This window comes from Marivita sp. S0852 (assembly GCF_046591575.1).
GTDB lineage: Bacteria > Pseudomonadota > Alphaproteobacteria > Rhodobacterales > Rhodobacteraceae > Marivita.
Map to the genome: position 1 here is coordinate 183056 of NZ_JBIQWA010000005.1, position 23869 is coordinate 206924.

A 23869-nucleotide genomic window follows, 5' to 3' on the forward strand; every position below is an offset into this window, starting at 1 on the left:
AACTACCGCCGCCCCAGCATCGCAAGGCGGATAAAGGACCGCTCGACAATGGCAAGCGCCGGTCCGTGTTGCCCGGCAGAGCGCAGCGACAGATCGGTTTCAAGCAACATCTGCAACGCCTGTTCCAACCGGTGCATCCCCCATCCCGACGCCTGCCGAGCCATCCGGTCGCGGCGGGGGCCAAACACGGGCGGACGCAGCCGTCCCATTCCGGCCCCCACCCCGCCGGGGTCGGACGCGGCACTGTGCAACGCCCTGAAATGTCGTGTCGCCATAATGAGCAGCGTGACCGCCGTCGTGCCCTGTGCGCCAAGACGTGACATCACTGGCCCAATCTCGCCCGTGCGCCCCTCAGCCACGATGTTCAACACATCGTCCAGATCCGCCTCGGTCGATCCCGGCGCACACAGCGTTACCTCATCCGGGGTCAACGGCGCATCGTCGCCCAGTTTATACAGCGCCACTTTCTCAAGCGTTTGCCTGAAATCGCCGGGGTCAATCTCGCGCGACAGCACGGTCAGCATTTCCATCGCCGCGCCGTCAGGCCGTGCCAGACCCGCGCGTGTCAGCTCTGCCTCGATCTCGGCCCGCGATGGCGGGTCATTGTATAAGGCCGCCGCATAGGCGTTGGGATGCCCCTCGAACAGTTTGCGGAGCTGCGATTTGGCTGGCAACTGCCCACCGGTCACAACAATCTGCGCATCCCCCGGCTGCCAATCCTCGACCGCGCCCGCGATGATCTTGGACACGGTGTCATTCGCATCTTCAACAAAAGCGACGCGAGGTCCGGGAAAAAACCCGACCGCCTTGATCGCATCGCCCAAAAGCGCGGGCTCTTTGCGCAACTCTGCGGCCGGAATGCGCGTCAGACGCATTTCGCCTTCCCCGTCAGGCCCGATTAGCGCCGCGATCAATTCCTGCCGCTTCAGTGCAACCCGCATCGCATCTTCGCCATAGATCAAGATGCCAAGCTTGCCTGCATCGGGCTTGGTGAAATATCCGGACGCCTCGCGCGGAGAAAGCTTCATCCCGGCAAATCCGACGCAGTCAGGATCAGCCGATCCACCACCTGGTCTGCCAGAATAACCATCAACCGCGCCGCCGCATCACGTTCCGCCGCCAAAGTGGCAACGGTCGAACCGGTCGCGGAAAAACCGGTAAAATTCGTCTCGCGGCCCTCGCGGACAACCTTGTCTGTTTCGGTGTCGCGCAGCGTGTAAGTCACGAAACCGGTCAGCCGAAAGCGGTTGGTTGTGCCTTCCACCGATGTCGCCAACCCCTGCCGCCGGATTTCTGTTGTGACCGAAAGAACATAGCGTCCCGCATCATTGCGCCCGAACCGGTCTTCCAAACGCTGCGAAATCAGGAATCCGTCCCGCCGATCCGGCGCAGACACCCGCAGATTGCCCTGTAAGGCAAAAGCCGGGCCATCCGGCCCATAGACAGGCGTAAACCCGCAGGCCGACCCGGCAAAAAGCCCAATCAGTCCAAAGATTGCCCGTCTTCTATGCCACAACATTCACGATCCGACCCGGCACAACGATCACCTTTTTCGGGGCAGCCCCATCAAGAGCGCGCAGCACACCATCGGTCGCCAGCGCCAGCTTTTCAACCTCGGCCTTATCAAGGTCTTTCGCAACGGTGATCTCGTCCCGGCGTTTGCCATTCACCTGAATGGGCATCGTTACGGTATCTTCCACCAGCATGGCCTCGTCGGCAACCGGCCAGGCCGCGTTCGCCACAAGCCCCTCGCCCCCAAGCAACGACCAGATCTCTTCGGACAAATGCGGCGTCATGGGCGACATCAACTGCGCCAGAACCCTGGCCGCCTGACGCTTTGCATCAGACCCGGCTTTGGATTTGGCCAGCACATTGGTAAAGGCGTAAAGCTTTGCAATCGAGGCATTAAAGCCAAAGCTTTCGACCCCAACCGTCACGTCATGGATCGCCTTGTGCATCTCGCGCAGCAACGCGGTATCCTCGGCATTTGACGGTTCATTTGCCTCGGCCAGCTCTGCCGCGATGCGGTACACGCGGTTCAAATGCTTGGATGCGGCTTCTGCCCCAGAGGCCGTCCATTCCACATCCCGCTCGGGGGGCGAATCGGACAGCACAAACCACCGCGCCGTATCGGCACCATATTGCTGAATGATGGCAACCGGATCGACCACGTTGTTCTTCGACTTCGACATTTTGGCCGAAGGAATGATCTGAACCTCGGTGCCATCTTTCAGGAACGCCTTGCCATCGCGCAGCTCCACATCTTCGGGATAATGGTAAACAGGCCGCCCATCCGCGCCAGTCGTCTTGTAAATCGCGTGCGTCACCATCCCTTGCGTGAAGAGCGCATCAAACGGCTCTATCGCAGTTTTCGGCAGATGCCCGGTGATATGCATCGCGCGCGCAAAGAACCGCGAATAAAGCAGGTGCAGAATCGCGTGTTCGATCCCGCCGATATATTGATCGACGTTCATCCAGTAGGCGGCATCCTCCAGATTCGTCGGTGTTTCAGCCCGAGGCGCGGTGAAGCGTGCAAAGTACCACGACGAATCGACAAACGTGTCCATCGTGTCCGTCTCGCGCTGCGCGGGCTTGCCACAGGACGGGCACGGCACGTTGCGCCAGCTTGGGTGACGATCCAGCGGATTGCCGGGAACCGAGAAATCAATCGCCGCACCGTCCTCGTCATAGGGCAATTCAATCGGCAGATTCTCTGCCTTTTCAGGCACCACACCGCAGGCGTCACAATGCACCACCGGGATCGGGCAGCCCCAATAGCGCTGACGGCTCAGACCCCAATCGCGCAGGCGATACTTGGTCACGCCGTGGCCAATCCCGTTTGCCTCGCAAAAGTCAATGGCGGCGTCGATGGCCGCGTCGCCCGTCTGCTCGGTCTCGCCGGCAAAGCCGCGCACATAGATCACGGGCTCGGTCTTGGGCGGCACAAACGCGTCACCGCCGTCTTCGGGCATGGCGATGCCCTCATCCTTGGCAGGCGCATAGGTGGACACCACCGGCAGATCGTATTTGCGCGCAAAATCCAGATCGCGCTGGTCATGCGCCGGACAGCCAAAAATCGCGCCGGTGCCGTAATCCATCAGGATGAAGTTGGCGACATAGACCGGCAATTCCCAAGCCGTGTCAAACGGATGCCGCACGCGCAGCCCCGTATCAAAGCCCTTCTTTTCGGCCTTTTCCAACGCCTCGGCCGTGGTTCCGCCTTTGCGGCATTCTGCGTTGAACGCCGCCAGGTCCGCGTTGTCTTTTTCAAGTTGCTTGGCAAGCGGATGATCCGGCGAAATGCCCACAAAGGACGCCCCCATCAGCGTATCGGGACGGGTTGTATACACTTCGATCCGGTCATGCCCGTCAGGGCCATCAATGGTCGAGAACGCAAACTGAAGCCCCCGCGATTTGCCGATCCAGTTGGCTTGCATCAGCTTGACCTTGGCCGGCCAGTCGTCGAGGTCGTCCAGCGCGTCCAGCAATTCCTCGCTGAAATCACTGATCTTGAAGAACCATTGCGTCAGCTCGCGCCGTTCCACCTCGGCACCGGATCTCCAGCCTTTGCCGTCGATCACCTGTTCATTGGCCAGCACGGTCATATCGACCGGGTCCCAATTCACCACCGCATTCTTGCGATAAACCAGCCCGGCCTCAAGGAAATCCAGAAACAGCGCTTGCTGCTGCCCGTAATACTCGGGATCACAGGTCGCAAACATCCGGCTCCAGTCCAGACCGAACCCCAAAGGCTTCATCTGGCTGACCATCGTGTCGATGTTGGAATAGGTCCAATCCTTCGGATGCCCGCCCGACGCCATCGCGGCGTTTTCCGCAGGCATCCCGAACGCATCAAACCCCATCGGATGCAGCACGTTATGCCCAGTCGCCAGCTTATACCGCGCGATCACATCGCCCATCGTGTAGTTGCGCACATGCCCGATATGGATGCGCCCCGAAGGATAGGGGAACATCTCAAGCACGTAATATTTCGGCTTGTCATCCGAGCGCACAGCGCGGAACGTCTGGTGCTCTTCCCAGGTGGCCTGCCATTTCGGCTCAATGACAGAGGGCTCGTAACGCGACATGGGGCGGGTCCTTGATACTCGTGCGGTTCAAATCGCGTGATAGGCCGATGCCCCGCGATGGTCCAGACCCGCAAGCGGTCTCAGTTTGCGTCTCTGATCCGCCGACCCGTTGTGAAGCACCGCGTTTGCGGGCATATCAAGGCGCGTGTTGATGGAACGGTCTTGTATGAACATCCTGTTGATTCACCAAAATTTCCCCGGCCAGTTCAAACATCTCGGCCCGGCCCTGGCGCAACGCGGCGATCGGGTGGTGGTGCTGACCCGCAAGGTCAAGGAACCAACAAAATGGCGCGGCATCACTATATTGCCCTACACCGTCACCGGCGGCAGCACCCGTGGCATCCATCCCTGGCTGATTGATCTGGAAACCAAAATCCTGCGCGGCACCAGCTGTTTCGACGCCGCCCGCGTCCTACGCGACAAGGGCTTTACCCCCGATGTCATCCTGGCCCATCACGGGTGGGGCGAAAGCCTGTTTCTGAAAGATGTGTGGCCTAATGCGCGTTTGGGGCTTTATTGCGAACTGTATCACCGCTCTGGCAGGGACGAGACAGCGTTTGACCCCGAATTTCCCAGCCCGACACCGCACCGCGATCCGTTGCGTCTGCGGATGAAGAACATCAACAACCGCTTGCACGAAGAAGTCATGGATGCGGGTCTCAGCCCGACTCGGTTTCAGGCAAGCACCTATCCCGACCATTATCAGAAACGGATCACCATCAGCCATGATGGCATCGACACAGACACCGTTCGCCCAGATCCGGCAGCGCGGCTTGCTTTGCCCAATGGTCGGGTCATGTCACCTACGAACGAGGTGATCACCTTTGTGAACCGCAATCTGGAACCCTATCGCGGATATCACGTCTTTATGCGCGCCCTGCCAGAGCTGTTGCAGCAACGCCCGCAGGCGCAGGTGGTGCTGCTTGGCGGGGACGAGACAAGCTACGGCTCAAAACCGCCCGACGGGACAAGCTGGAAAGACATTTACCTCAACGAGGTGCGCCCGCGAATCCCAGACACAGACTGGGCCCGCGTACATTTCCTGGGGCGGGTGCCCTATCCGACATTCCTGTCGCTGCTGCAGGTCAGCACCGTGCATGTCTACCTGACCTACCCGTTCGTCCTGTCATGGTCCCTGCTTGAAGCAATGAGCGCAGAATGTGCCATCGTCGCCTCTGACACGGCACCGGTCCGCGAAGCGATCACCGATGGGCAAACCGGCCTGATGGTGGATTTCTTTGATCAAGCCGCGCTAGTGGAATCGGTTTATGCGCTGCTGGACGCTCCGGAACGGCGCGATCTTCTGGGGGCAAACGCACGGCGATTCGTCCGCGAACGGTATGATCTCAAACGCATTTGCCTGCCACGGCAGCTGAAATGGGTGGACGACCTCGCCAACGTGCATCCCATCCGCAATCCACAGGATTGACCCGCATAGTCGGGCCTACATCACATCAAACCATCAAGGCGACCGGGCAATCGCCCGATCAGAACCGGCTGTCCTGCTGTCGCAACTGACGGGCCCGCGTCAGAATGGCATCCTCGACCGCACGAACGGTGGCGGCACTGGCCGGTCCAGACCGCGTCATCAAGGCAAGGTTCAAGGATCGCGCATCCAGCGCCGGGTCGTTTACAAGAATCGTCGCCCGATAGGCGCGCCCCCCACCCGGAGGAGTGCCGAATCCCGTGGTGATCACGCCGGTAAAGGGGTCAACCGATTGCACAGGCAGAAAATCAAGTGTCTCAAGCGACGCGTTCCAGATGTATTTGTTAACCGCACCAACCTGCCCCGCATCATTGCGATTGCGGAAAAAGTCGAACAAAGTCGATTGCGGCCGGCTCTCATCCTCGTAGATGATATCGTCGACGATCTCGGACGCAGACTGTGTTTCCACCGGCGTGTCCCTCTCTCCTCCGAAGATTCCGCAGCCAGAGACGAATACGCCGACAAGGGCCAAGCCTAATCCTGTCCTGAAACGTGTAAGGTCCATAGGAAACTGCCCTCGATTGCCTGTTAGCCCAGTGTTTGCTTATGCTTTGCATACAAGCCCATCCCAATCACGACAAGCCGAACTTGTTGCAGGGCGATAACGCTGTGTTCTTTAAGGCCGAAACCGCGTCCCCAATCTTGTGGCAAAACAGCATCACAGATCGCCAAGTTCTGAACCAGTGATCTGCATCGCTTGCAAACAACCCCATGCGAGGAGCATAGAGACTGCGTTTAACCGGCCCATCTGGAACGATCCGGCCTTACGTACATATGAGGGAAAATATGAAAACTCTTCTTCTCGCTTCCACCGCGCTGGTTGCAACTGCTGGCATCGCAGCAGCCGACGTCACAATCACCGGCTCTGCCGAGCTGGGTATCTTCGAAAACGAAAACAATTCCGGCGATGGCGCAAGCGGCGATCCCAGCAAAGTTCGCGTCTTCTCCGACGTTAACGTGACATTCGCAATGACAGGCGAAACCGACGGCGGTCTGTCCTTCGGTGCAACCGTTGATCTGGACGAAGTCACAACAGACGACGACATGAACGACGCGGCCCGTTTGCCCGATGCAACCATTTTCTTGGCATACGGCCCGATGCGCCTGACAGTTGGCGACACAGACTCCGCGTTTGACGCACGTCTGACAGAAACAGCCATCGGCGACGCGCTGAACGACGACCACACAGTTCACCCCGGCTATAGCGGCAACTCCGAGCTGGACGAAGCCTATGGCGGTCAGGAAATCCGCGTTGACTATTCGTTCGACGCATTCACCGGCTCGTTGTCCGTGGCCCCCGACCGGAACGACACAGACTTCGACACAGCGTTCGCTCTGGGTGTATCCTACGACATGGACCTGGCGGGTCTGAACCTGGGTCTTGGCCTTGGCTACCAGCAGGTTGATGAAGCTGCTGCTCTGTATGACACGCGTATCGGTCTGAGCGCGGCAACCACGTTCGCCAATGGCATTCAGGCCATCGTGAACTACACTCACTGGTCCGACGACAGCAGCAATGGTGCTGACGACGCAAGCCACTATGCAATCGGCCTCGGCTACACCATGAACGCCCTGACACTTGGCGTGAACTACGGTGAGTTTGACCTCGACGACGATTTCGCACCTGACTCGAGCGGCTTTGGTATCACAGCCAACTACGACCTCGGTGGCGGTCTCGAAGCACAGCTCGGCTACGGTGGCGGCGACATCGACATCGACGGCCTGGACTACGAAGACACATTCTCGCTCGGCGTGAAAATGTCCTTCTAAGCTCATAAGCTTATACACGACGAAAGAGCGGGCCTTGTGTCCGCTCTTTTCTTTTGTACGGCATCAAAGTAGCAAGTCTCCAAAAGAGGCAGACATGACCCTCGGCGCAGCACAGCAGATCAAGGCAGACTATCAACGCGCACTGCACCTGGCCCAGGCCGGGCGACATCGCGAAGCCGCCGCAATCCTAGACGCCCTGATCCTCAAAGTGCCGACAGCTCCGGAATTTCCCTACAAACGCGCCCAGCTCGCAGCCCAACTGGGCGACGCACAGGCCTGGTGCCGCTTAATCGACAAAGCATATACCCTCCGCCCCACCGAACCCGCGATCATCGATGAGGCGATCAAGGCACATACCAGCGCCGGAACCTCGGACCGGGTTATCGAACTGATGACCGCAAAAATCGCATTGGACCCCGCAAGCGTCCGTCCACAGGCGGACAAGGCGCTCTACCTCCAGCAAATCGGCAATTTCGACGCCTCGGAAAAACTGTTCCGCAAATTGCTGAAAAAGCACCCCAATGACGCCGAACTGTATCGCATGTTCGCCGCCACCATCCGCTTCAAACCGAACGATCCGCTGATCGGGGCGATGCGGCGGCTGGCCAAACATCCAAAACTGTCACCACAGGGCAAACTGCATATCAATTTCGCCCTCGCCAAAGCCATGGAAGACACCAAGCACCATGACAAGGTGTTCCCGCATCTGCACCGCGCCAATAAGGCACAGGCAGCCCTCTGGCCCGACAACGCAACGGCCCGCGTGGCCGAATGGACCGCAGTTGTGGACGCGCAAAAAGATCTCTCACCCATGGCCGAGGCTGCCCCTTCTGAACCGGGGCTGATTTTTGTCACCGGCCTGCCCCGCTCTGGCACGACCTTGGTGGAACAGATCATCGCCAGCCATTCCGACGTCCTCGCAGGCGGTGAAATCGCCGCAGCCCTGCGTGCCGCCTACAGCACATTCGGCTCCGGTGCGGATATGACCGAACTGGCAAAGGCACCAGCGTCCAAATTTCAGGCGTTCACATCCCAATTGCACCGCGCCTACGCAACCGCCAATACAGCCAACACGCCCTATCTCACCGACAAATCCATCATGGCGTTTCTGATCTACAAAGTGCTGCACAGCACATTGCCAAACGCCCGTTTCATCATCGTCCATCGCGACCCCCGCGACATTGCCGTGTCGATCTACAAGAACCACTTTACCGGCGGCACGCATCGCTATGCCAATGACCTTGCTGCAATTGCAGATGTCATCAAACAGTTCCGACAGATCGTCTCCCATTGGCGCGCCACACTGCCGGATCGCTTTGTCGAAATCCGATACGAAGACCTCGTCCAGAATCCGGTTGAAGGCTCACGCAGCCTGATCACAGCCGCCGGTCTTGACTGGCAGGACCAGTGCCTCGACTTCCATAAAGCAGACGGCACGGTCAAAACACTCAGCCTGCACCAGGTCCGCCAGCCGATCTATCAAAGCTCGGCCCAAGCCTGGCGGCGCTATGAAACCGATCTGCAACCCTTCTTTGACGCCTGGGGAGACACACCATGGGACTGACCGACATCACCGCACGCATCACCAAAGCAGCCCAGGATGCAGACCGCGACCCAACCAGCATCACCCTCATCGCTGTGTCCAAGGTCCAGCCCAACGAACGGATCGATGCCGTGCTGCAAGAGGGCCAGCGGTGTTTCGGCGAAAACCGCGTTCAGGAAGCTGCCGGCAAATGGCCCGCATTCCGCGAAGCCTATGACGGCATCGACCTGCACCTGATCGGCCCGCTGCAAACCAACAAGGCCCGTCAGGCGTTCGATCTGTTTGATGCCATTCACACATTGGACCGGCCGAAACTCGCAAACACCTTTGCCCGTCTCGCACAGGAAACCGGTCACTGCCCGCCGCTTTTTATTCAGGTCAACACCGGCGAAGAACCGCAAAAAGCAGGCATCGCACCTGCAGACACGGACAGCTTTGTCAAAGACTGCCGCGCACTGGATCTACCGATACATGGCCTGATGTGCATCCCGCCGGTCGATGAAACGCCCTCCCTGCATTTCTCGCTGCTGCGCAAGCTGGCGCAACGCAACGGTCTGGACCAGCTCTCCATGGGAATGAGCGATGATTTCGAACAGGCCATCGCCTTTGGGGCCACCCATATCCGCGTGGGATCGGCCCTCTTTGGTGCACGCGTCCCGCCCCAGCCCTCCGCCTGACTTTCCTCTTGCCCCAAATACCTTGGGGGAGCGCCAAAGGCGCGGGGGCAACGCCCCCAACAAAAAAGCCCCGGCACATGCCAGGGCTTTCCGTAACTCTTATGCGGCGTCGCTTAATGAAGCTTTTGCCCGACTTCCGCAATTGCGTCGTCAATCGTTTTGGCCGCATCCCTGGCTGTCATTTGCTTGGCAATGACATCCTGTGCCGCCTTGATCGCCACAACAATCGCACGATCCCGCACCTCTTTCACCGCACTGGCCTGCGCCGATGCAATCTGGTCCTCTGCCGCGGCAAGACGCCGTGCAATGGACTTCTCCAGCGCCTCTGACGCCTGCTGTCCGGCCAGAACCGCCTCTTCCTTGGCATGGGCGATGATGCGATCCGCCTGGTCCTGAACCTCGCGCTGCTGCCGTTCATAGCTGGCAAGCAACGCCTGCGCCTCTTCGCGCAGCGCTTTGGCCTCATCCAATTCGGCCTGAATCCCTTCGGCGCGCTTGTCCAACAGGCCAAGCACCAGCGGCGGCACTTTGAAATACAGCAACACTCCGATGAAAAGGACAAAGCCAATGGAGACCACAAAGTCCGTATTGGCCAGCGAAAAGAACGGCTTGTCACCAGCGGCCAAAGCCGGGCTGGCGATCAGGGTGGTTGCAGCAATGGTCATCATACGTTGCATGGCGCTCACCCTTTCATACGTGCGTCGACGGCCGCAGCGACTGTCGCGTCATCGGCAGACCCACCCAAAGCGGCCACAATACTGCCCGCAGTGTCTTTTGCCACCGCTTCCACGCTTTCAACCGCAGACGCGCGGATCTCTGAAATGGCTTTCTCGGACTCGGCGGCTTTGGCCGCAATTTCTGCATCCGCCTTGGCGATTGCCTTGTCCAGTTCCGCCTGCAAGTCGGCCTTGTTCCGGGCAATGATGGCCTGCGCTTCGGTGCGCGCGTCCGCCAGTGCCTTGTTATAGGCCTCTTCCGCCTCGACCGCTTTCTGCTTTAGATCTTCAGCAGCCGTGAGGTCGTTTGTAATTGTACCTTGCCGTTCCGCCAGAACCGTCGCAATGCGCGGCAGCGCGATACGGGACAAGACAAAGTAAATCGCGCCAAGCGCGATCAGAAGCCAGAAAATCTGGTTTGGCATCCAGTCGGCGCAAAGCTGCGGCATGCCAATGGCGCTGCCATCGGGTCCTACACATGCGCTGGCTGTACCAGGTGTTTCGGTTGCCATGTCGTCCTCCGTCGGAACGTGTCGTTACATCGGGCGGGCCGCATCAATGCAGCACCGCCCGCGCGTAAGGATTTGGTCCGAAGCTTAGACGGCGAACATCAGCAAGAGCGAGACGAGGAACGCGAAGATCCCTAGCGCTTCTGCAAACGCGATACCGATGAAGAGCGTTGCTGTCTGCGATGCAGCAGCGGACGGGTTGCGCAGAGCGCCTGCAAGATAGTTACCTGCAACATTACCCACCCCGATGGCGGCTGCGCCGGAACCGATTGCTGCCAGGCCTGCGCCGATGTGTGCGAGATCGCCTTCCATGTGAATTCTCCTTACGATTGGAAGTTGAAATAGATGTGTAGGGTGCGCGGTGTCACGCACCCAAGACGTTAGTGAGACGGGTGCAGTGCATCTTTCAGATACACGCAGGTCAAAATGGTAAAGACATAGGCCTGGATCGCGGACACCAGCACTTCAAGCGCATAGATCGCAACGATGCCCAGAACCGACAGCGGTGCCACAACCGTGATCGCGGCAAAGCCGGCAAACACCTTGAGAACCGCGTGACCGGCCATGATGTTGCCCGCCAGACGAATAGAGTGGCTGACCGGACGCACAAAGTACGAAATCACCTCGATCACGGCCAGGATCGGACGCAAGGCCAGCGGCGCGCTCGACACCCAGAACAGGCCCAGAAAGCCCGCGCCGTTCTTCACAAATCCAAGGATCGTGACGGCAAAGAACACACCAAACCCCAGAATCGCCGTCACCGCGATATGCGATGTCGGCGAAAAGGACATCGGGATCAGCGCGAGGAAGTTGGAAAACAGGATGAACATGAACAGCGTAAAGATATACGGGAAGTACTTCACCGCATCCTTGCCCGTCACATCTTCGACCATCTTGTAGACAAACCCATAGGCCAGTTCGGCAACCGACTGCGTCCGCGATGGCACTGTGGCCCGGTTCGATGTGCCCAGCACCATAAGCGCCGCAACACAAGCCACAGCCAGCAACAGCCACAAGGCGACGTTGGTAAAGGTAAACATGCCCACCGCGCCGTCACCGAAAAGCGGCTCTACGATGAACTGGTCCATCGGGTGGAATACAAGACCGCCTTCTTTTGCTTCGTCAGCCATTGTCGCCCCTTTTATCCTCTCCGGCCGGATCGGCCAGTTTCTTCACCTGGAGCTCTTTGGCGGTGCGGATCATCACGTTGACCCCTGCCGCAAAGCCCAGCAATGTAAACAGCACCATCAAGAAGGGCTGCGTTCCAAAGATCGCATCAAGCCCGTATCCGATGCCAAATCCGATCCCAAGACCGGACACCATCTCGATCACCATCCGCCACGCATGCTGCGCCTGGGAGTAATGCTCCTCCTGATGTGGACGGTCATCCTCGGCCCCTTTGGCCGCTGCAATCCGCGCTTCCAGCTCTGCCAGTCGCTGTTTCGGATCACCTTCTGACACGTGCTCCACCTCGGTTGGAACTTTGGCCATGTGCTATGATCTGGACCCCGCCGAGTCAAGCCACGCCGGACCTTACGGACCTTCGGCATAAGATATTGTAAAATAACATTTTATCAGCATCTCCAAGAAAGCCGCCAATCGGTCGCACAGGCAAACCCGGCCCATTCGCCCGGTTTGCGATATTCAACTTTCTGGTTGAGTTTCCCCGTTCCTTGCGGCACCTGCATGGCATGGCACCCACACTGGACACCGTCTTTGCCGCGCTGGCCGACCCGACACGCCGTCAGATCCTGACGATGCTGCTGGAAGACGACATGGCCGTGACCGATGTCGCCCAACCGTTCGAGATGTCGCTGGCTGCCATCTCGAAACATCTGGTGATCCTGGCCAATGCGGGTCTGATCAGCCAGGAAAAACGCGGTCGGGTGAAATGGTGCAAACTGGAACCCGACGCGCTCAAAGATGCCAGTGTCTGGATGCAGGCCTTTGGGCAATTCGAAGCCATCCACCTGGACGCCTTCGAACGGTTTCTCAAATCCGAAGATATCCCCCAGGACTCAAGGTAAATCCGCAGCCCTTGGGTTTGCCCGCTCAGGCCGCCAACCCGCGCCCCTTCAGCAAAGCCTCAACTCCCGGCATACGACCACGGAACTTGGTATAAAGCACATCCGCTTCTTCAGACCCACCCGCCGACAGGATGAACCGTTCCAGTTTCTGCGCCATCTCTGGGTCAAACGCGCCACCGGCCTCTTCAAACGCCTCGAACGCATCCGCATCCATCACTTCCGACCACATGTAGGAATAATATCCCGACGAATACCCGTCCCCGGTGAACACATGAGCAAAATGCGGCGTCGCATGGCGCATGACAATCGCCTCGGGCATCCCAAGCCCGGCCAGAACCTCTGCCTGCTTTGCCATAGGGTCCGCCGGTGGTTCGCCCTCGTGAAACGCCAGATCCACCAACGCCGAGGCCACATATTCCACCGTCTGGAACCCCATGTCATAAGTCGCCGCCGCCAACACCTTGTCCAGCATATCCCGAGGCATCGACTCGCCGGTTTCGGCATGTGTCGCAAAGGTTTGAAGCACCTCTGGCACCTCCAGCCAATGCTCATAAAGCTGGCTTGGCAATTCAACAAAATCACGCGCCACCGACGTGCCGGAAATCATGTCATAGGTCACATTTGACAACATCTGATGCAGCGCATGACCGAACTCATGAAACAAGGTGCGCGCATCATCATAAGACAACAACGCCGGATCACCCTTGGCAAAGTTGCACACATTGACCACTACGGGTGTCTGCACATCCGGAAACCTCCGCTGTGAGCGGAACGCCGAACACCATGCACCGGACCGTTTCGACGCCCGCGCGAAATAATCCCCGATGAACACCGCCACATGTTCGCCGCCGCGCGTTACCTCCCAGGCCCGACAATCATCATGATACAGCGGAACCTCCAGCGGTGTGAAGGCCAGCCCAAACAACCGCCCGGCACAATCAAACGCAGCGTCAATCATCCGATCCAGCTGCAAATACGGTTTTAACTCTGCCTCATCGAGCGCAAACTCCTCCCGTCGCCGCGCTTCCGAATAATACCGCCAGTCCCACGCCTGCAAGGGCCCGTTGACACCATCGTCGCGCATCCTGTCTTCCAGCACCGCCGCATCCGCTTCGGCCCGTGCCTTTGCAGGTTGCCAGACATCCATTAACAAACCACGAACAGCCTCCGGCGTCTTGGCCATTTCGGTCTCAAGCTTGTAGCTCGCAAAATCGTCATACCCCAACAACTGGGCGCGCTCCTGTCGCAACGCAAGGATTTCCGCCGCAATCGCCCGGTTGTCGGTCTCTCCCCCGGTCTCGCCTCGTGCCACCCAGGCGCGCCAGGCGTCTTCACGCAGGGACCGGTTCGGGCAAAACTGCAAAAACGGCACGATCACCGACCGCGACAGCGTCAGCACCGGCCCTGCCGCCCCGCGCTCTTTACCGGCGGCCTTTGCAGCATCCACCAAAAACTGCGGCAATCCCTCAAGCTCGGCATCCGAAAGCGCCCGTTGCCAATCCCGTTCATCCGCCAATAGGTTCTGGGCAAACCGCGTGCCAAGCGTGGCCAAACGGCCTTGGATGGCTTTCATCCGTTCTGCATCATCGCCTTCCAGCGCCGCTCCGGCCCGCACAAACGCGCGCCGCGTCAACATCAGCACGCGCTGCTGCTCGTCCGTCAGGTCCAACCCGTCCCGCGCCTGCCATACCGCCTCAATCCGCGCAAAAAGCGCAGAATTGCCATAGATGGCCGCCGAATGCGCCGCCAGCTTCGGCGAAAACTCCCGCATGATCTCTTCCCGCGCCGGGTTCGAATCCGCCCCGGCAAGGTTGTAAAAAACCCCCAATACCCGGTCGAGCCGTGCGCCCGTACGCATCAGACCCTCCACCGTGTTTGCAAATGTCGGCGCGTCCTGCTGCGCCACCAAAGCTTCCACCTCTGCCAGATCCTCCGCCATAGCGGCGTCGATCGCAGGGGCAAAATGCGCATCCTCGATCCGGTCAAAAGGAGGCAATTCGAACGGCGTCTCCCAGATTTCAAGCAAAGGATTTGTCATGCACTCACTCCTGTTTCGATCTCTGATCCGGATATGGTGCCACACACAGGGCAATCCCCGCGTCGCACCAACCGGATCTTGCGTGTTTCGCCCCAAAGCGCGTCATAAATCAGCATTTCCCCACGCAGCGCTTGCCCCGCCCCTGTCAAAAGCTTGATCGCTTCCAGCGCCATCATGGACCCAACCACACCCGGCAGCGGCCCGATCACCCCCGCCTCGGCGCAGGACGGTGCCAAACCCGGCGCAGCGGCCTGGGGGAAAACACATTGGTAACATGGACCATCTGTCGCCGGATCAAAGACCGAAATCTGGCCTTCCCATTGCGACAAGGCCCCTGAAACCAACGGCTTGCCCGCAGTCACAGCTGTTTCATTGGCCAGATAGCGCGTCTCGGAATTGTCCGTCCCATCCAGGATCACATCATATTCGGCCATCAGATCCGCCGCGACCACATCAGTCAGACGGCGATGATACGGGCGCACATCGGCATAGGGGTTCTGTTCCATCATCGCCTTTTGGGCGGAAAAGACCTTCGGCATCCCGATATCCGCGTCGCGATGGATCACCTGCCGTTGCAGGTTCGCGTTTTCAACCACATCATCGTCAATCACCCCGATGGTGCCCACACCAGCCGCCGCCAGATACTGCAACGCCGGTGCCCCCAGCCCGCCTGCTCCGATCACCAGAACCTTGGCATCCCGCAACGCCTTTTGCCCAGGCCCCCCGATCTCTCGCAACACAATATGTCGTGCATAGCGCTCAAGCTCCGCTGGCGAAAACGATGCCGATCGCGCCACCGGCACGGCCTCGGCCTGCTCCTTGATCTCCGCCCGCCCTTTCAGCACCCGGATCACTTGCCCGTACAGCACCACAATCGCGGCAAAAACACCGATCATGATCCAAAGCATCGCGCTTTCCCCGGTGGCAAGCCGCAGCGGATGCCCCATCGGCAGCGCAATCTGGATGAACAGCACACCGATATACAAAAGACCGACCATATAAAGCCGCCCCTTGCGGGGAATACGCAAAATTGCCCCCAGCCCCCACAAGGCGAAGGCCATTGCAAACACCACGATCATGACGCCACCCCCGTCGATCCAAATCCGCCTTGCCCCCGCGCGGTCTCAGGCAAGCGCTCGACGAAATGAAAGTCGGCCTGCACAACCGGGGCCACCACCATCTGCGCAATCCGGTCCCCATGCCTGATCTCAAACGCCTCTGACCCGGCATTCATCACTATCACCCCCAGCACTCCCCGATAATCGCTGTCGATGGTGCCGGGGCTGTTGGGTACGATGATCCCATGTTTCAACGCCAGCCCGGACCTTGGCCGGATCTGCACCTCAAACCCCTGCGGAACTGCGATCCGCAACCCCGTCGGGATCAGCACCCGCTCCAAAGACGCCAGAACCACTGATCCCCGATCTCTGAAATTGGCCCGAAGATCCGCCCCGGCGGCCCCTGCACTGGCATAGACAGGCTCCCCCAAAGACATATCCGCCCCGTCGTCCCACGTCATCTCAATCGCGACCACGTCCTGCCCTTCTTCTTTTGATAAATATGCAAAATGGCCCGACAGGGCCGTCAGACCAGTCTGTCGGCAATGCGCGCCGCCAGCTGCTGCGCCACAGCGTCTTTGCCCATCCGCGGCCAGTCCTCGACCCCCGCGTCAGAGATCAGGGTCACCGCATTCTCATCGCCCCCCATGATGCCGGTTGCGGGCGATACATCATTGGCCACAATCCAGTCACAGTGCTTGCGCGCCCGCTTGGCGGTGGCGTTGGCAATCACGTCATCGGTCTCTGCGGCAAACCCGACAACCAGACCGGGGCGGCCGTCTGACATCTGGGAAATCTCGGCCAGGATATCCGGGTTTTCCTCGAACGACAGCGTCGGCAACGCGCCCGCGATCTTTTTGATTTTGCTGTCTGACGCGCCCACAACCCTCCAATCGGCAACCGCCGCCGCAAAAACCGCCGCATCCGCAGGCAAGGCCGCGCGCACCGCATCGCGCATCTGAACTGCCGTTTCCACTGGTACCACCTCGACGCCGTCAGGCGGCGACACCTCTGCCGGACCGGTCACAAACACCACCTCGGCACCCAGCGCCTGCAACGCGGCCGCAATGGCCGTACCTTGCGCCCCCGAAGACCGGTTCGCGATATAGCGCACCGGATCAATCGGCTCATGTGTCGGCCCCGAGGTGACCACTATGCGCTTGCCTGCCAAAGGTCCCACAGTCAGCAATGCGTCCACCGCCGCAACAATCTCCAGCGGCTCAGCCATCCGGCCAGGGCCAAATTCGCCACAGGCCATGTCACCCTCATTTGGCCCGACAACAGTCACGCCATCCTGGCGCAAAACACCCAGATTGCGCTGTGTTGCGGGATGATCCCACATGCGCACATTCATCGCCGGGGCGATCATGACGGGCGTGTCCGTGGCCAGCAGCAGCGTCGTCGCCAGATCCCCCGCTTGGCCCGTGGCCATCTTTGCCATCAAATCCGCTGTTGCCGGGGCCACAAGAACCAGATCCGCCACCCGAGACAGCTGAATATGGCCCATCTCGGCCTCGTCCGTCAGATCAAAAAGATCAGAATACACTTTTTCACCCGCCAAAGCTGACACCGACAAAGCCGTGACAAACTCGCCCGCAGCCCGCGTCATGACCGGCGTCACCGCCGCGCCACGCTCTTTCAGCCGCCGGATCAGATCAAGGCATTTATACGCCGCGATCCCGCCGCCGATGATCAGTAATACACGCTTGCCGCTCAGCATAAGTCTGGTTCCAACTGGTTGCCTGCGCATGTGTTACGAGGCTGACAGGTAAAACTCAATCAGCGGAACGCGTCGCAGGGATCACCACGTTCTGCAGCGGGCGATATCTCGACATGATCAAAAACGCCGTCCGGCTCACCTACACCCGTTTCACCCTGGCCCAATGATACGATCTCAACATCCGGTGCAGCCGCGGTGACATAAACCGGCGCACCCCAATCCCGGCGCGCATGTCCGTTGCCGGTGATCACCGCAACCGGCGCGCCATATTGTTCAAGCGCGGTCAAAGCGGAATAGGCCAGTTCTGCATCCCGCAATCGTTGGATATCCACCATCACGGGCAGCATCTCTTCCGGTATGGCATCGCAATGTGCGGCAAATTGCAAAGCTTCGCGCGTGTCCTGCTCTGCCTCGGGCAAAGCTGTCGACAGCCCGTAAAGCGCCGCATCTCCGCGAAATCCCGAGATCACACCGTTTTGCATGGCCGCCCGCGCGGCATCTCTTGGCACCGCCGCACCATAGACCGCAGCATCCGGCGCTGCCGCAAAGATCGGATAATACATCGAAAAATCCGGCCAGCCGCTTTCGTTCCAGTCCAACAGGTCTTCCAATGCAGCCTCATCGGCGATCACCTCTGGCGTCACCAAATCCGCCTGCGCCTGTGTCAGCATTTCAAACACCAACGCAGTCGGCTCCATCTCGGCGACATAGGTTGCCTGGCGCGCATGATGCCCGGGATTGTCGTGCAACTCTCCAAGGAACACCACGTCAGCCCCATCAAAAACGCCCCCGGCAGCCAAAGCTGTGGGGGCGCATGCCAAAAATATCAATATGTGCTTCATACGAGGAGGTTGTGCACCTCGGGGCTCTGAGTCTCAAGCGATTTCCGAATTTTCTGAAACGCCGCGGCCTCAAGCTGACGCACACGTTCTTTCGACAGGCCCAGCTCATTACCAAGGCTCTCCAGCGTCCGCGAATCTTCCCGCAGCTTGCGTTCGCGCACGATAAAACGCTCACGCTCGTTCAACTGGTTCATCGCCATGGTCAGCCACTGCCGCAACTGCGCCAGATCCAGATCTTCCTCAACCGTCTCTTCGGCCTGTGCGGAATCGTCTTCCAGCGCATCAATCCACTCGCGGCCCTCATCCTCGGTCGATTGCGTCGCATTCAGTGAATAATCAGACCCGGACAACCGGCCTTCCATCATCTCCACGTCATGCAACGGCACCCCGATCTCTTCCGAGATCAACCGGCGCATCTCATGTCCTTCCAGCGTCTTGCCCTCTGCAGCCGCTTCCCGCTCCAAACGCGCCTGAACCCGGCGCATATTGAAAAACAGGGATTTCTGCGAAGAGGTCGACCCGGTGCGCACAATAGACCAGTTGCGCATCACATAATCCTGGATCGACGCCTTGATCCACCAGACCGCATAGGTCGAAAATCGCACGCCGCGATCCGGATCAAACTTGTCAGCGGCTTTCATCAAACCCAATCCCGCTTCCTGGATCAGGTCGTTCATCGGCGCGCCATAGCGTTTGAACTTCGACGCCATGGAAATCGCCAACCGCATGTAGGCCGTGATCAGACGATGCAACGCCTCTTCATCGCGCTCATCCCGCCACGCATAGGCCAGTTTCAACTCTGTCTCGGCGTCCAGCAATTCGGCCTTCATCGCGCGCCGTGATAAGGTTTGGTCGTTAAATGCATCCAGTGCCATGGTCCTCACCCGTTTATCTGATCCCTCATATGTTCTTACGAGGCACCCCTAGGACCGGATCAAAAAAGTCACGAAGAAATTTTAATGTGTCTGATCAATACGGCAAAATCATGCGCATGGGGGATGGACGGGATCACAATACCATTCAGCCTGGCGCTGTTTCGAAATAAAATATCCAACGCTGTATTTCATACGTGCCGCTCTCAGACCTGACGCCCCGGGCGCGTCACAACATACGCGCCAGCACCCAGCATGCACACAGCCTGAACCGCCAGCACAAAAGGCGGCACTCCCGCCACAACGCTGACCGCAAACGCAGCGGCCATCATGCCCACGGCAATCACCTTGAACCGGGTCGCAATCGCCCCGCTCGCCCGCCAATCCGACAGGATCGGGCCAAAAACAGGGTGATTTTCCAACATCGCCGCCAAACGCGGCGATCCGCGGGTGAAACAGAACGCGGCAAGAATGACCAAAGGCGTCGTCGGCAAGACCGGCAAAACCACCCCAAGTGCTGCAAACGCCAGCGACACCGCACCAAAAACAGTCCAGATTGATCGTATCATCATGTCATCCACAGCCAGCCCCGTGCGCCATATATGGACTGAAAGGCTCAAAAGTCACTGCAAAGATGATCCATGCCGTTAACCATATTGCAACCATGATTGGCACACCTTGCAGCGTCAGGAGGGCCCGGACGCCATGGTCGCGCATGCCTATACAGTAGCTTTCGAAGGCGTCGAGGCCCGCATGGTCGAGGTGCAATGCGCGGTCACGCCGGGCATGCCCGCATTTTCCATTGTCGGCCTGCCTGACAAAGCGGTCTCTGAATCCCGCGACCGGGTCCGCGGCGCGTTGTCAACGCTGCACATCGCTTTGCCCTCAAAACGCATCACCATCAACCTGTCGCCCGCCGACCTGCCCAAAGAAGGCTCCCATTTCGACCTGCCCATAGCGCTCGCCCTGTTGGCGGAACTCGACATCATACCAAAGGACATGGTTGCCCAGACCGTCGCCCTCGGAGAGCTGTCGCTTGACGGGGCGCTGATTCCGGTGATCGGCGCGCTGCCCTCCGCCATGGCCGCCGCCGAGGAAAACCGCGCATTGGTCTGCCCCAGCGCATCCGGTGCAGAAGCCGCCTGGGTGGGCGGATGTCAGGTGTTCGGTGCCGGCGGCCTGATGAATGTGATCCAGCACATGAGCGGCCGCACCCCCTTGCACCCCTGCGATCCAGGCGAGGTGACCCTGCCGCCCGTCACAACCGATATGTCCGATGTGAAAGGCCAGGAACGGGCAAAACGCGCCCTGGAAATTGCCGCCGCCGGGCGTCATCACGTCCTGATGGTCGGCACGCCCGGGTCCGGAAAATCCATGCTCGCCGCGCGTCTGCCCGGCATTCTGCCACCGCTCACACCGGCCGAGGCGCTGGAAACCTCCATGGTCCACTCGCTTTCAGGCCTGATCGAAGCGGGCGGAATTTCCCGCCAACGCCCGTTTCGCGAACCCCATCACACCGCCTCCATGGCGGCCATCGTCGGCGGCGGGCGCAGCGCCAAACCCGGCGAAATCAGCCTTGCCCATAACGGCGTGCTCTTCATGGACGAATTTCCCGAATTCCCCCGTGCTGTTCTGGAAACCCTGCGCCAACCCATCGAAACCGGAGAGGTCATGGTCGCCCGCGCCAATGCCCATGTCACCTATCCCTGCCGGTTCATGTTGGTGGCCGCCGCCAATCCGTGCAAATGCGGCTTCCTGTCGGATGCCGCCCGCGCCTGTTCGCGCGCGCCACACTGCGGCGAAGATTACATGGGCCGCATCTCTGGCCCTCTGATTGACCGGTTCGACCTGCGTGTCGATGTCCCGCCCGTCGCCTTCCGCGATCTGGACCGGCCTCGCTCCGGGGCCTCCTCTGCCGAAATTGCAGCCCGCGTCGCCACAGCCCGCGCCGTTCAAATCGACCGCTTCGCAAACGCCCCGAACATGTCGCACAATGCCGATCTACAGGGTGATCTGCTTGACACCTCAACCGCGCTTGACGATGCCGCGCGCGCCTTGCTGACCAACGCAGCCGACCGTTTCGGCCTTTCAGCCCGCGGCTATCACCGCGTTCTGCGGGTGGCGCGCACCATTGCCGATCTTGACGAAACCACCACCGTCACCCGGGATCATATCGCCGAAGCGCTCAGTTACCGCCTGCCACAGACCGCCTGACAGCACGACCTCCCGCTCAGCCCAACCTACCCTCGATCGCCTCCCAGATCTTTTCAGCGATATTGACATCGTCAAAACGTTCCAGCTCTTGAATACCGGTGGGCGAGGTCACATTGATTTCGGTCAGGTAATCGCCGATCACGTCGATTCCGACAAAAATCTGTCCCTTTTCCTTCAGCAATGGCCCAATCCGCGCACAGATTTCCAGATCACGTTCAGACAATCCGATCTTCTCGGGCCGTCCGCCAACATGCATGTTGGACCGCGTCTCGCCCTTGGCTGGCACGCGGTTGATGGCCCCAACCGGGGTGCCATCCACCAGGATGATACGTTTATCACCATCGGACACATCCGGCAGAAACTTTTGCGCAATCAGCGGCTCTCGCGAAAAGCCGGTGAACAGCTCGTGCAGCGATGTCAGGTTGCGGTCATTGACATCCAACCGAAACACCCCCGCCCCGCCATTGCCGTAAAGCGGTTTGAGGATGATGTCCTGATGCCGGGCCTTAAACGACTTGATCGTCTCCAGATCCCGCGCGATCATTGTCGGCGGCGTCAGATCCGGAAAATCCAGCACCAACAGCTTTTCAGGGTAATTGCGCACCCAGAACGGATCATTCACAACCAGCGCCTGCCCCGCCAACCGATCCAGCAAATGCGTCGACGTGATATAATTCATGTCAAATGGCGGGTCCTGACGCAGCCAGACAACATCGAAATCGGACAAATCGACCTGGGTTTCTGGCCCAAGCACCGCATGATCCCCCTGAACGCGCCGCACGGTAAAACTGTGCCCCAATGCCAGGATTTTCCCTTCGTCATAAGCCAGCTTGTCGGGGCTATAAAAGAAAAGATCATGCCCCCGCGCCTGCGCTTCTTCAGCCAGTCGAAAACTGCTGTCCGCATTGATATCGACCGATTGGATCGGGTCCATCTGAAACGCGATTTTCATGTCTTTCCCCTGCAAAAACCGCCCTCGTAATGGCCCAATGCCAAGCAGGGTGCAAGCGCGCGTCCTATGCGGCCATATTGGCGTTCTCAATGATGTCGACAACACCGCTGGCATCCACCAGCGCCACATCAAGACGGGCATCGCTGAGCAATCCGTTCGGACAAGACCCAAGATAATCTTCGGCACTGCGCAAAATCCGCGCCATCTGGCGCGGCGACACCCGTTCGGCAGCGCGCGCGTGGGTGCGGCTTTTCTTGACCTCTACAAAGACGATGGTGTCACCTTCGGAAAAGATAAGGTCAATCTCCCCGCATCGCCCCCGCCAGCGCGCATCACGGAGCCGCGCCCCGCGTCGGCAATACAGGTCTTCAACCGTTTTTTCCGCGCTCAGCCCGGCAAGATAGTTGGTCCGGGCCCCGTTACCAGGATCATTCTGAAAATCAAATGGCACAATCCACCTCCAATCAGAATCACCCTAAAACAATTCACCTAATTTTTTCCCAACGCCATCGCCCTTTGATACGCGTCTCGCCGTGGCACGCCAAAACGGCGTGCGATATCGCTTGCGGCATCCTTGACCGACATCCGCGTCAACGCGTCGGTCAGCGCGGCGTCCAGACTGTCTTGATCCATCACTCGACCGGCACCGCGATCGATCACCACCACGATCTCGCCTTTCGGTGTTTGGTTCAGGTAAACCTCTGATAACTCCGCCAAAGATCCTGCGCGGCGTTCCTCGAACTTCTTGGTCAGCTCGCGGCATACCACGGCTGCACGGTCTGCGCCCAGAACCTCGGCGGCATCGCGCAGCATGGCCCCAAGCCGTTTGGGGGATTCATAGAAAATCAGTGTCGCCGGAACGTCAGCGCATTCGGCCAGTATTTTCTTTCGCTTGCCCGAACTGTTCGGCAAAAACCCCGCAAACATAAAGCGATCCGACGGCAATCCCGACAAGGTCAGCGCCGCAACCGCCGCCGTGGCCCCCGGTGCCGTGGTGCAGGCATACCCCGCCTCAAGCGCCGCGCGCATCAGATCAAATCCCGGATCGGAAATCAGCGGCGTTCCAGCTTCTGATGCGTAAACAACAGACTGACCGGCGTCCAATGCGGCCAAAAGCCGGGGCCGGGCGCGATCTCCGTTGTGGTCATGATAGGCAATCAACGGCCGATCGGCGACAGGGATACCGTGAATATCCATCAACCGCCGCAGCGACCGGGTGTCCTCGGCGGCCAGCACATTTGCGCCTGCCAACAGGTCCAGACCACGCAGCGTGATGTCGCGTGCATTCCCCAACGGGGTCGCCACGAGGTACAATCCCGGCGCGATATCGCGTGTCTGCCAATTCATGTCTGGACCC

At 59.4% G+C, this 23869-nt stretch carries 25 protein-coding genes; 6 read left to right on the plus strand and 19 right to left on the minus strand.

Features of this window, described 5'->3' with window-relative positions:
- Positions 1–2 precede the first annotated feature (2 nt).
- From holA to leuS, 3 genes are read right to left on the minus strand one after another with little or no spacing between them, the layout of a single operon-like run.
- Positions 3–1028: a DNA polymerase III subunit delta gene (holA, locus tag ACG74X_RS12660; RefSeq protein WP_411235242.1), complete on the minus strand. Its 1026-nt coding sequence runs from the start codon at positions 1026–1028 to the stop codon at positions 3–5.
- Positions 1025–1519 (minus strand): LPS assembly lipoprotein LptE, encoded by a 495-nt coding sequence (lptE, locus tag ACG74X_RS12665; protein ID WP_411235243.1) that lies wholly within the window; start codon positions 1517–1519, stop codon positions 1025–1027. The genes holA and lptE overlap by 4 nt, the downstream gene beginning before the upstream one ends.
- On the minus strand, positions 1506–4088 hold the full coding sequence (gene leuS / locus ACG74X_RS12670) for a leucine--tRNA ligase (protein WP_411235244.1): 2583 nt from the start codon (positions 4086–4088) through the stop codon (positions 1506–1508). The genes lptE and leuS overlap by 14 nt, the downstream gene beginning before the upstream one ends.
- A gap of 166 nt (positions 4089–4254) precedes the next feature.
- Between leuS and ACG74X_RS12675 the strand changes: the two genes are divergently transcribed.
- Positions 4255–5517 carry a glycosyltransferase family 4 protein gene (locus ACG74X_RS12675; RefSeq protein WP_411235625.1) on the plus strand — a complete coding sequence of 421 codons (1263 nt, stop codon included), beginning with the start codon at positions 4255–4257 and terminating at the stop codon, positions 5515–5517.
- Between the two features lie 58 nt (positions 5518–5575).
- On the opposite strand, the gene ACG74X_RS12680 is transcribed toward ACG74X_RS12675, so the two are convergent.
- Positions 5576–6079 (minus strand): DUF3576 domain-containing protein, encoded by a 504-nt coding sequence (locus tag ACG74X_RS12680; protein ID WP_411235245.1) that lies wholly within the window; start codon positions 6077–6079, stop codon positions 5576–5578.
- A 281-nt stretch (positions 6080–6360) separates the two neighbouring features.
- Here ACG74X_RS12680 and ACG74X_RS12685 point away from each other — a divergent pair, with 281 nt between their 5' ends.
- From ACG74X_RS12685 to ACG74X_RS12695, 3 genes are all read left to right on the plus strand, one after another.
- Positions 6361–7344: a porin gene (locus tag ACG74X_RS12685; protein WP_411235247.1), complete on the plus strand. Its 984-nt coding sequence runs from the start codon at positions 6361–6363 to the stop codon at positions 7342–7344.
- A 94-nt stretch (positions 7345–7438) separates the two neighbouring features.
- Positions 7439–8908 (plus strand): tetratricopeptide repeat-containing sulfotransferase family protein, encoded by a 1470-nt coding sequence (locus ACG74X_RS12690; protein ID WP_411235248.1) that lies wholly within the window; start codon positions 7439–7441, stop codon positions 8906–8908.
- Positions 8899–9564, plus strand: coding sequence for a YggS family pyridoxal phosphate-dependent enzyme (locus tag ACG74X_RS12695; protein ID WP_411235249.1), 666 nt, complete (start codon positions 8899–8901; stop codon positions 9562–9564). Before ACG74X_RS12690 ends, ACG74X_RS12695 begins: the two co-directional genes overlap by 10 nt.
- 113 nt (positions 9565–9677) lie before the next feature.
- Here ACG74X_RS12695 and ACG74X_RS12700 read toward each other — a convergent pair whose 3' ends face one another.
- The 5 genes from ACG74X_RS12700 to ACG74X_RS12720 form a co-directional block, all read right to left on the minus strand.
- A complete protein-coding gene (locus ACG74X_RS12700) occupies positions 9678–10241 on the minus strand; it encodes a F0F1 ATP synthase subunit B (protein ID WP_411235250.1) in 564 nt (187 codons plus the stop codon).
- A 5-nt stretch (positions 10242–10246) separates the two neighbouring features.
- Positions 10247–10792 carry a F0F1 ATP synthase subunit B' gene (locus tag ACG74X_RS12705; protein WP_411235251.1) on the minus strand — a complete coding sequence of 182 codons (546 nt, stop codon included), beginning with the start codon at positions 10790–10792 and terminating at the stop codon, positions 10247–10249.
- A gap of 84 nt (positions 10793–10876) precedes the next feature.
- On the minus strand, positions 10877–11101 hold the full coding sequence (locus ACG74X_RS12710) for a F0F1 ATP synthase subunit C (protein WP_072775827.1): 225 nt from the start codon (positions 11099–11101) through the stop codon (positions 10877–10879).
- 68 nt (positions 11102–11169) lie between these two features.
- Positions 11170–11919, minus strand: coding sequence for a F0F1 ATP synthase subunit A (locus ACG74X_RS12715; protein ID WP_411235253.1), 750 nt, complete (start codon positions 11917–11919; stop codon positions 11170–11172).
- Entirely contained in the window at positions 11912–12280 is a 369-nt protein-coding gene (locus ACG74X_RS12720; RefSeq protein WP_411235254.1) for an AtpZ/AtpI family protein, read from the minus strand. The genes ACG74X_RS12715 and ACG74X_RS12720 overlap by 8 nt, the downstream gene beginning before the upstream one ends.
- A 200-nt stretch (positions 12281–12480) precedes the next feature.
- Between ACG74X_RS12720 and ACG74X_RS12725 the strand changes: the two genes are divergently transcribed.
- Entirely contained in the window at positions 12481–12816 is a 336-nt protein-coding gene (locus tag ACG74X_RS12725; protein WP_411235256.1) for an ArsR/SmtB family transcription factor, read from the plus strand.
- Positions 12817–12841: 25 nt separating this feature from the next.
- Here ACG74X_RS12725 and ACG74X_RS12730 read toward each other — a convergent pair whose 3' ends face one another.
- The 7 genes from ACG74X_RS12730 to ACG74X_RS12760 form a co-directional block, all read right to left on the minus strand.
- Complete coding sequence (locus tag ACG74X_RS12730; protein ID WP_411235257.1) at positions 12842–14854, minus strand: M3 family metallopeptidase; 2013 nt, start codon at positions 14852–14854, stop codon at positions 12842–12844.
- Complete coding sequence (locus ACG74X_RS12735) at positions 14851–15933, minus strand: HesA/MoeB/ThiF family protein (RefSeq protein WP_411235258.1); 1083 nt, start codon at positions 15931–15933, stop codon at positions 14851–14853. Before ACG74X_RS12735 ends, ACG74X_RS12730 begins: the two co-directional genes overlap by 4 nt.
- Entirely contained in the window at positions 15930–16373 is a 444-nt protein-coding gene (dut, locus tag ACG74X_RS12740; RefSeq protein WP_411235626.1) for a dUTP diphosphatase, read from the minus strand. The genes ACG74X_RS12735 and dut overlap by 4 nt, the downstream gene beginning before the upstream one ends.
- A gap of 65 nt (positions 16374–16438) precedes the next feature.
- Positions 16439–17632, minus strand: a complete 1194-nt coding sequence (gene coaBC / locus ACG74X_RS12745; RefSeq protein WP_411235259.1) for a bifunctional phosphopantothenoylcysteine decarboxylase/phosphopantothenate--cysteine ligase CoaBC — start codon at positions 17630–17632, stop codon at positions 16439–16441.
- A 59-nt stretch (positions 17633–17691) separates the two neighbouring features.
- Positions 17692–18474, minus strand: coding sequence for a ChaN family lipoprotein (locus ACG74X_RS12750; protein ID WP_411235261.1), 783 nt, complete (start codon positions 18472–18474; stop codon positions 17692–17694).
- Positions 18471–19349: an RNA polymerase factor sigma-32 gene (locus tag ACG74X_RS12755; RefSeq protein WP_411235263.1), complete on the minus strand. Its 879-nt coding sequence runs from the start codon at positions 19347–19349 to the stop codon at positions 18471–18473. Before ACG74X_RS12755 ends, ACG74X_RS12750 begins: the two co-directional genes overlap by 4 nt.
- A 203-nt stretch (positions 19350–19552) precedes the next feature.
- Positions 19553–19918: a YbaN family protein gene (locus tag ACG74X_RS12760; protein WP_411235264.1), complete on the minus strand. Its 366-nt coding sequence runs from the start codon at positions 19916–19918 to the stop codon at positions 19553–19555.
- A 133-nt stretch (positions 19919–20051) separates the two neighbouring features.
- On the opposite strand from ACG74X_RS12760, the gene ACG74X_RS12765 reads away from it, so the two are divergent.
- Positions 20052–21560 (plus strand): YifB family Mg chelatase-like AAA ATPase, encoded by a 1509-nt coding sequence (locus ACG74X_RS12765; protein WP_411235628.1) that lies wholly within the window; start codon positions 20052–20054, stop codon positions 21558–21560.
- Between the two features lie 16 nt (positions 21561–21576).
- On the opposite strand, the gene gshB is transcribed toward ACG74X_RS12765, so the two are convergent.
- From gshB to rsmI, 3 genes are all read right to left on the minus strand, one after another.
- Positions 21577–22512: a glutathione synthase gene (gene gshB / locus ACG74X_RS12770; RefSeq protein ID WP_411235266.1), complete on the minus strand. Its 936-nt coding sequence runs from the start codon at positions 22510–22512 to the stop codon at positions 21577–21579.
- 64 nt (positions 22513–22576) lie between these two features.
- Positions 22577–22963 carry a YraN family protein gene (locus tag ACG74X_RS12775; protein WP_411235267.1) on the minus strand — a complete coding sequence of 129 codons (387 nt, stop codon included), beginning with the start codon at positions 22961–22963 and terminating at the stop codon, positions 22577–22579.
- A gap of 38 nt (positions 22964–23001) precedes the next feature.
- Positions 23002–23859 (minus strand): 16S rRNA (cytidine(1402)-2'-O)-methyltransferase, encoded by an 858-nt coding sequence (gene rsmI / locus ACG74X_RS12780; RefSeq protein ID WP_411235268.1) that lies wholly within the window; start codon positions 23857–23859, stop codon positions 23002–23004.
- Positions 23860–23869 lie beyond the last annotated feature (10 nt).

What these genes read in the sequence shown, in the direction of transcription:
- holA (WP_411235242.1), bottom strand. Translation starts at nt 1,028, where the DNA reads ATGAAGCTTTCTCCGCGCGAGGCGTCCGGATATTTCACCAAGCCCGAT.
- lptE (WP_411235243.1), bottom strand. Translation starts at nt 1,519, where the DNA reads ATGTTGTGGCATAGAAGACGGGCAATCTTTGGACTGATTGGGCTTTTT.
- leuS (WP_411235244.1), bottom strand. Translation starts at nt 4,088, where the DNA reads ATGTCGCGTTACGAGCCCTCTGTCATTGAGCCGAAATGGCAGGCCACC.
- ACG74X_RS12675 (WP_411235625.1), top strand. Translation starts at nt 4,255, where the DNA reads ATGAACATCCTGTTGATTCACCAAAATTTCCCCGGCCAGTTCAAACAT.
- ACG74X_RS12680 (WP_411235245.1), bottom strand. Translation starts at nt 6,079, where the DNA reads ATGGACCTTACACGTTTCAGGACAGGATTAGGCTTGGCCCTTGTCGGC.
- ACG74X_RS12685 (WP_411235247.1), top strand. Translation starts at nt 6,361, where the DNA reads ATGAAAACTCTTCTTCTCGCTTCCACCGCGCTGGTTGCAACTGCTGGC.
- ACG74X_RS12690 (WP_411235248.1), top strand. Translation starts at nt 7,439, where the DNA reads ATGACCCTCGGCGCAGCACAGCAGATCAAGGCAGACTATCAACGCGCA.
- ACG74X_RS12695 (WP_411235249.1), top strand. Translation starts at nt 8,899, where the DNA reads ATGGGACTGACCGACATCACCGCACGCATCACCAAAGCAGCCCAGGAT.
- ACG74X_RS12700 (WP_411235250.1), bottom strand. Translation starts at nt 10,241, where the DNA reads ATGCAACGTATGATGACCATTGCTGCAACCACCCTGATCGCCAGCCCG.
- ACG74X_RS12705 (WP_411235251.1), bottom strand. Translation starts at nt 10,792, where the DNA reads ATGGCAACCGAAACACCTGGTACAGCCAGCGCATGTGTAGGACCCGAT.
- ACG74X_RS12710 (WP_072775827.1), bottom strand. Translation starts at nt 11,101, where the DNA reads ATGGAAGGCGATCTCGCACACATCGGCGCAGGCCTGGCAGCAATCGGT.
- ACG74X_RS12715 (WP_411235253.1), bottom strand. Translation starts at nt 11,919, where the DNA reads ATGGCTGACGAAGCAAAAGAAGGCGGTCTTGTATTCCACCCGATGGAC.
- ACG74X_RS12720 (WP_411235254.1), bottom strand. Translation starts at nt 12,280, where the DNA reads ATGGCCAAAGTTCCAACCGAGGTGGAGCACGTGTCAGAAGGTGATCCG.
- ACG74X_RS12725 (WP_411235256.1), top strand. Translation starts at nt 12,481, where the DNA reads ATGGCACCCACACTGGACACCGTCTTTGCCGCGCTGGCCGACCCGACA.
- ACG74X_RS12730 (WP_411235257.1), bottom strand. Translation starts at nt 14,854, where the DNA reads ATGACAAATCCTTTGCTTGAAATCTGGGAGACGCCGTTCGAATTGCCT.
- ACG74X_RS12735 (WP_411235258.1), bottom strand. Translation starts at nt 15,933, where the DNA reads ATGATCGTGGTGTTTGCAATGGCCTTCGCCTTGTGGGGGCTGGGGGCA.
- dut (WP_411235626.1), bottom strand. Translation starts at nt 16,373, where the DNA reads ATGACGTGGGACGACGGGGCGGATATGTCTTTGGGGGAGCCTGTCTAT.
- coaBC (WP_411235259.1), bottom strand. Translation starts at nt 17,632, where the DNA reads ATGCTGAGCGGCAAGCGTGTATTACTGATCATCGGCGGCGGGATCGCG.
- ACG74X_RS12750 (WP_411235261.1), bottom strand. Translation starts at nt 18,474, where the DNA reads ATGAAGCACATATTGATATTTTTGGCATGCGCCCCCACAGCTTTGGCT.
- ACG74X_RS12755 (WP_411235263.1), bottom strand. Translation starts at nt 19,349, where the DNA reads ATGGCACTGGATGCATTTAACGACCAAACCTTATCACGGCGCGCGATG.
- ACG74X_RS12760 (WP_411235264.1), bottom strand. Translation starts at nt 19,918, where the DNA reads ATGATGATACGATCAATCTGGACTGTTTTTGGTGCGGTGTCGCTGGCG.
- ACG74X_RS12765 (WP_411235628.1), top strand. Translation starts at nt 20,052, where the DNA reads ATGGTCGCGCATGCCTATACAGTAGCTTTCGAAGGCGTCGAGGCCCGC.
- gshB (WP_411235266.1), bottom strand. Translation starts at nt 22,512, where the DNA reads ATGAAAATCGCGTTTCAGATGGACCCGATCCAATCGGTCGATATCAAT.
- rsmI (WP_411235268.1), bottom strand. Translation starts at nt 23,859, where the DNA reads ATGAATTGGCAGACACGCGATATCGCGCCGGGATTGTACCTCGTGGCG.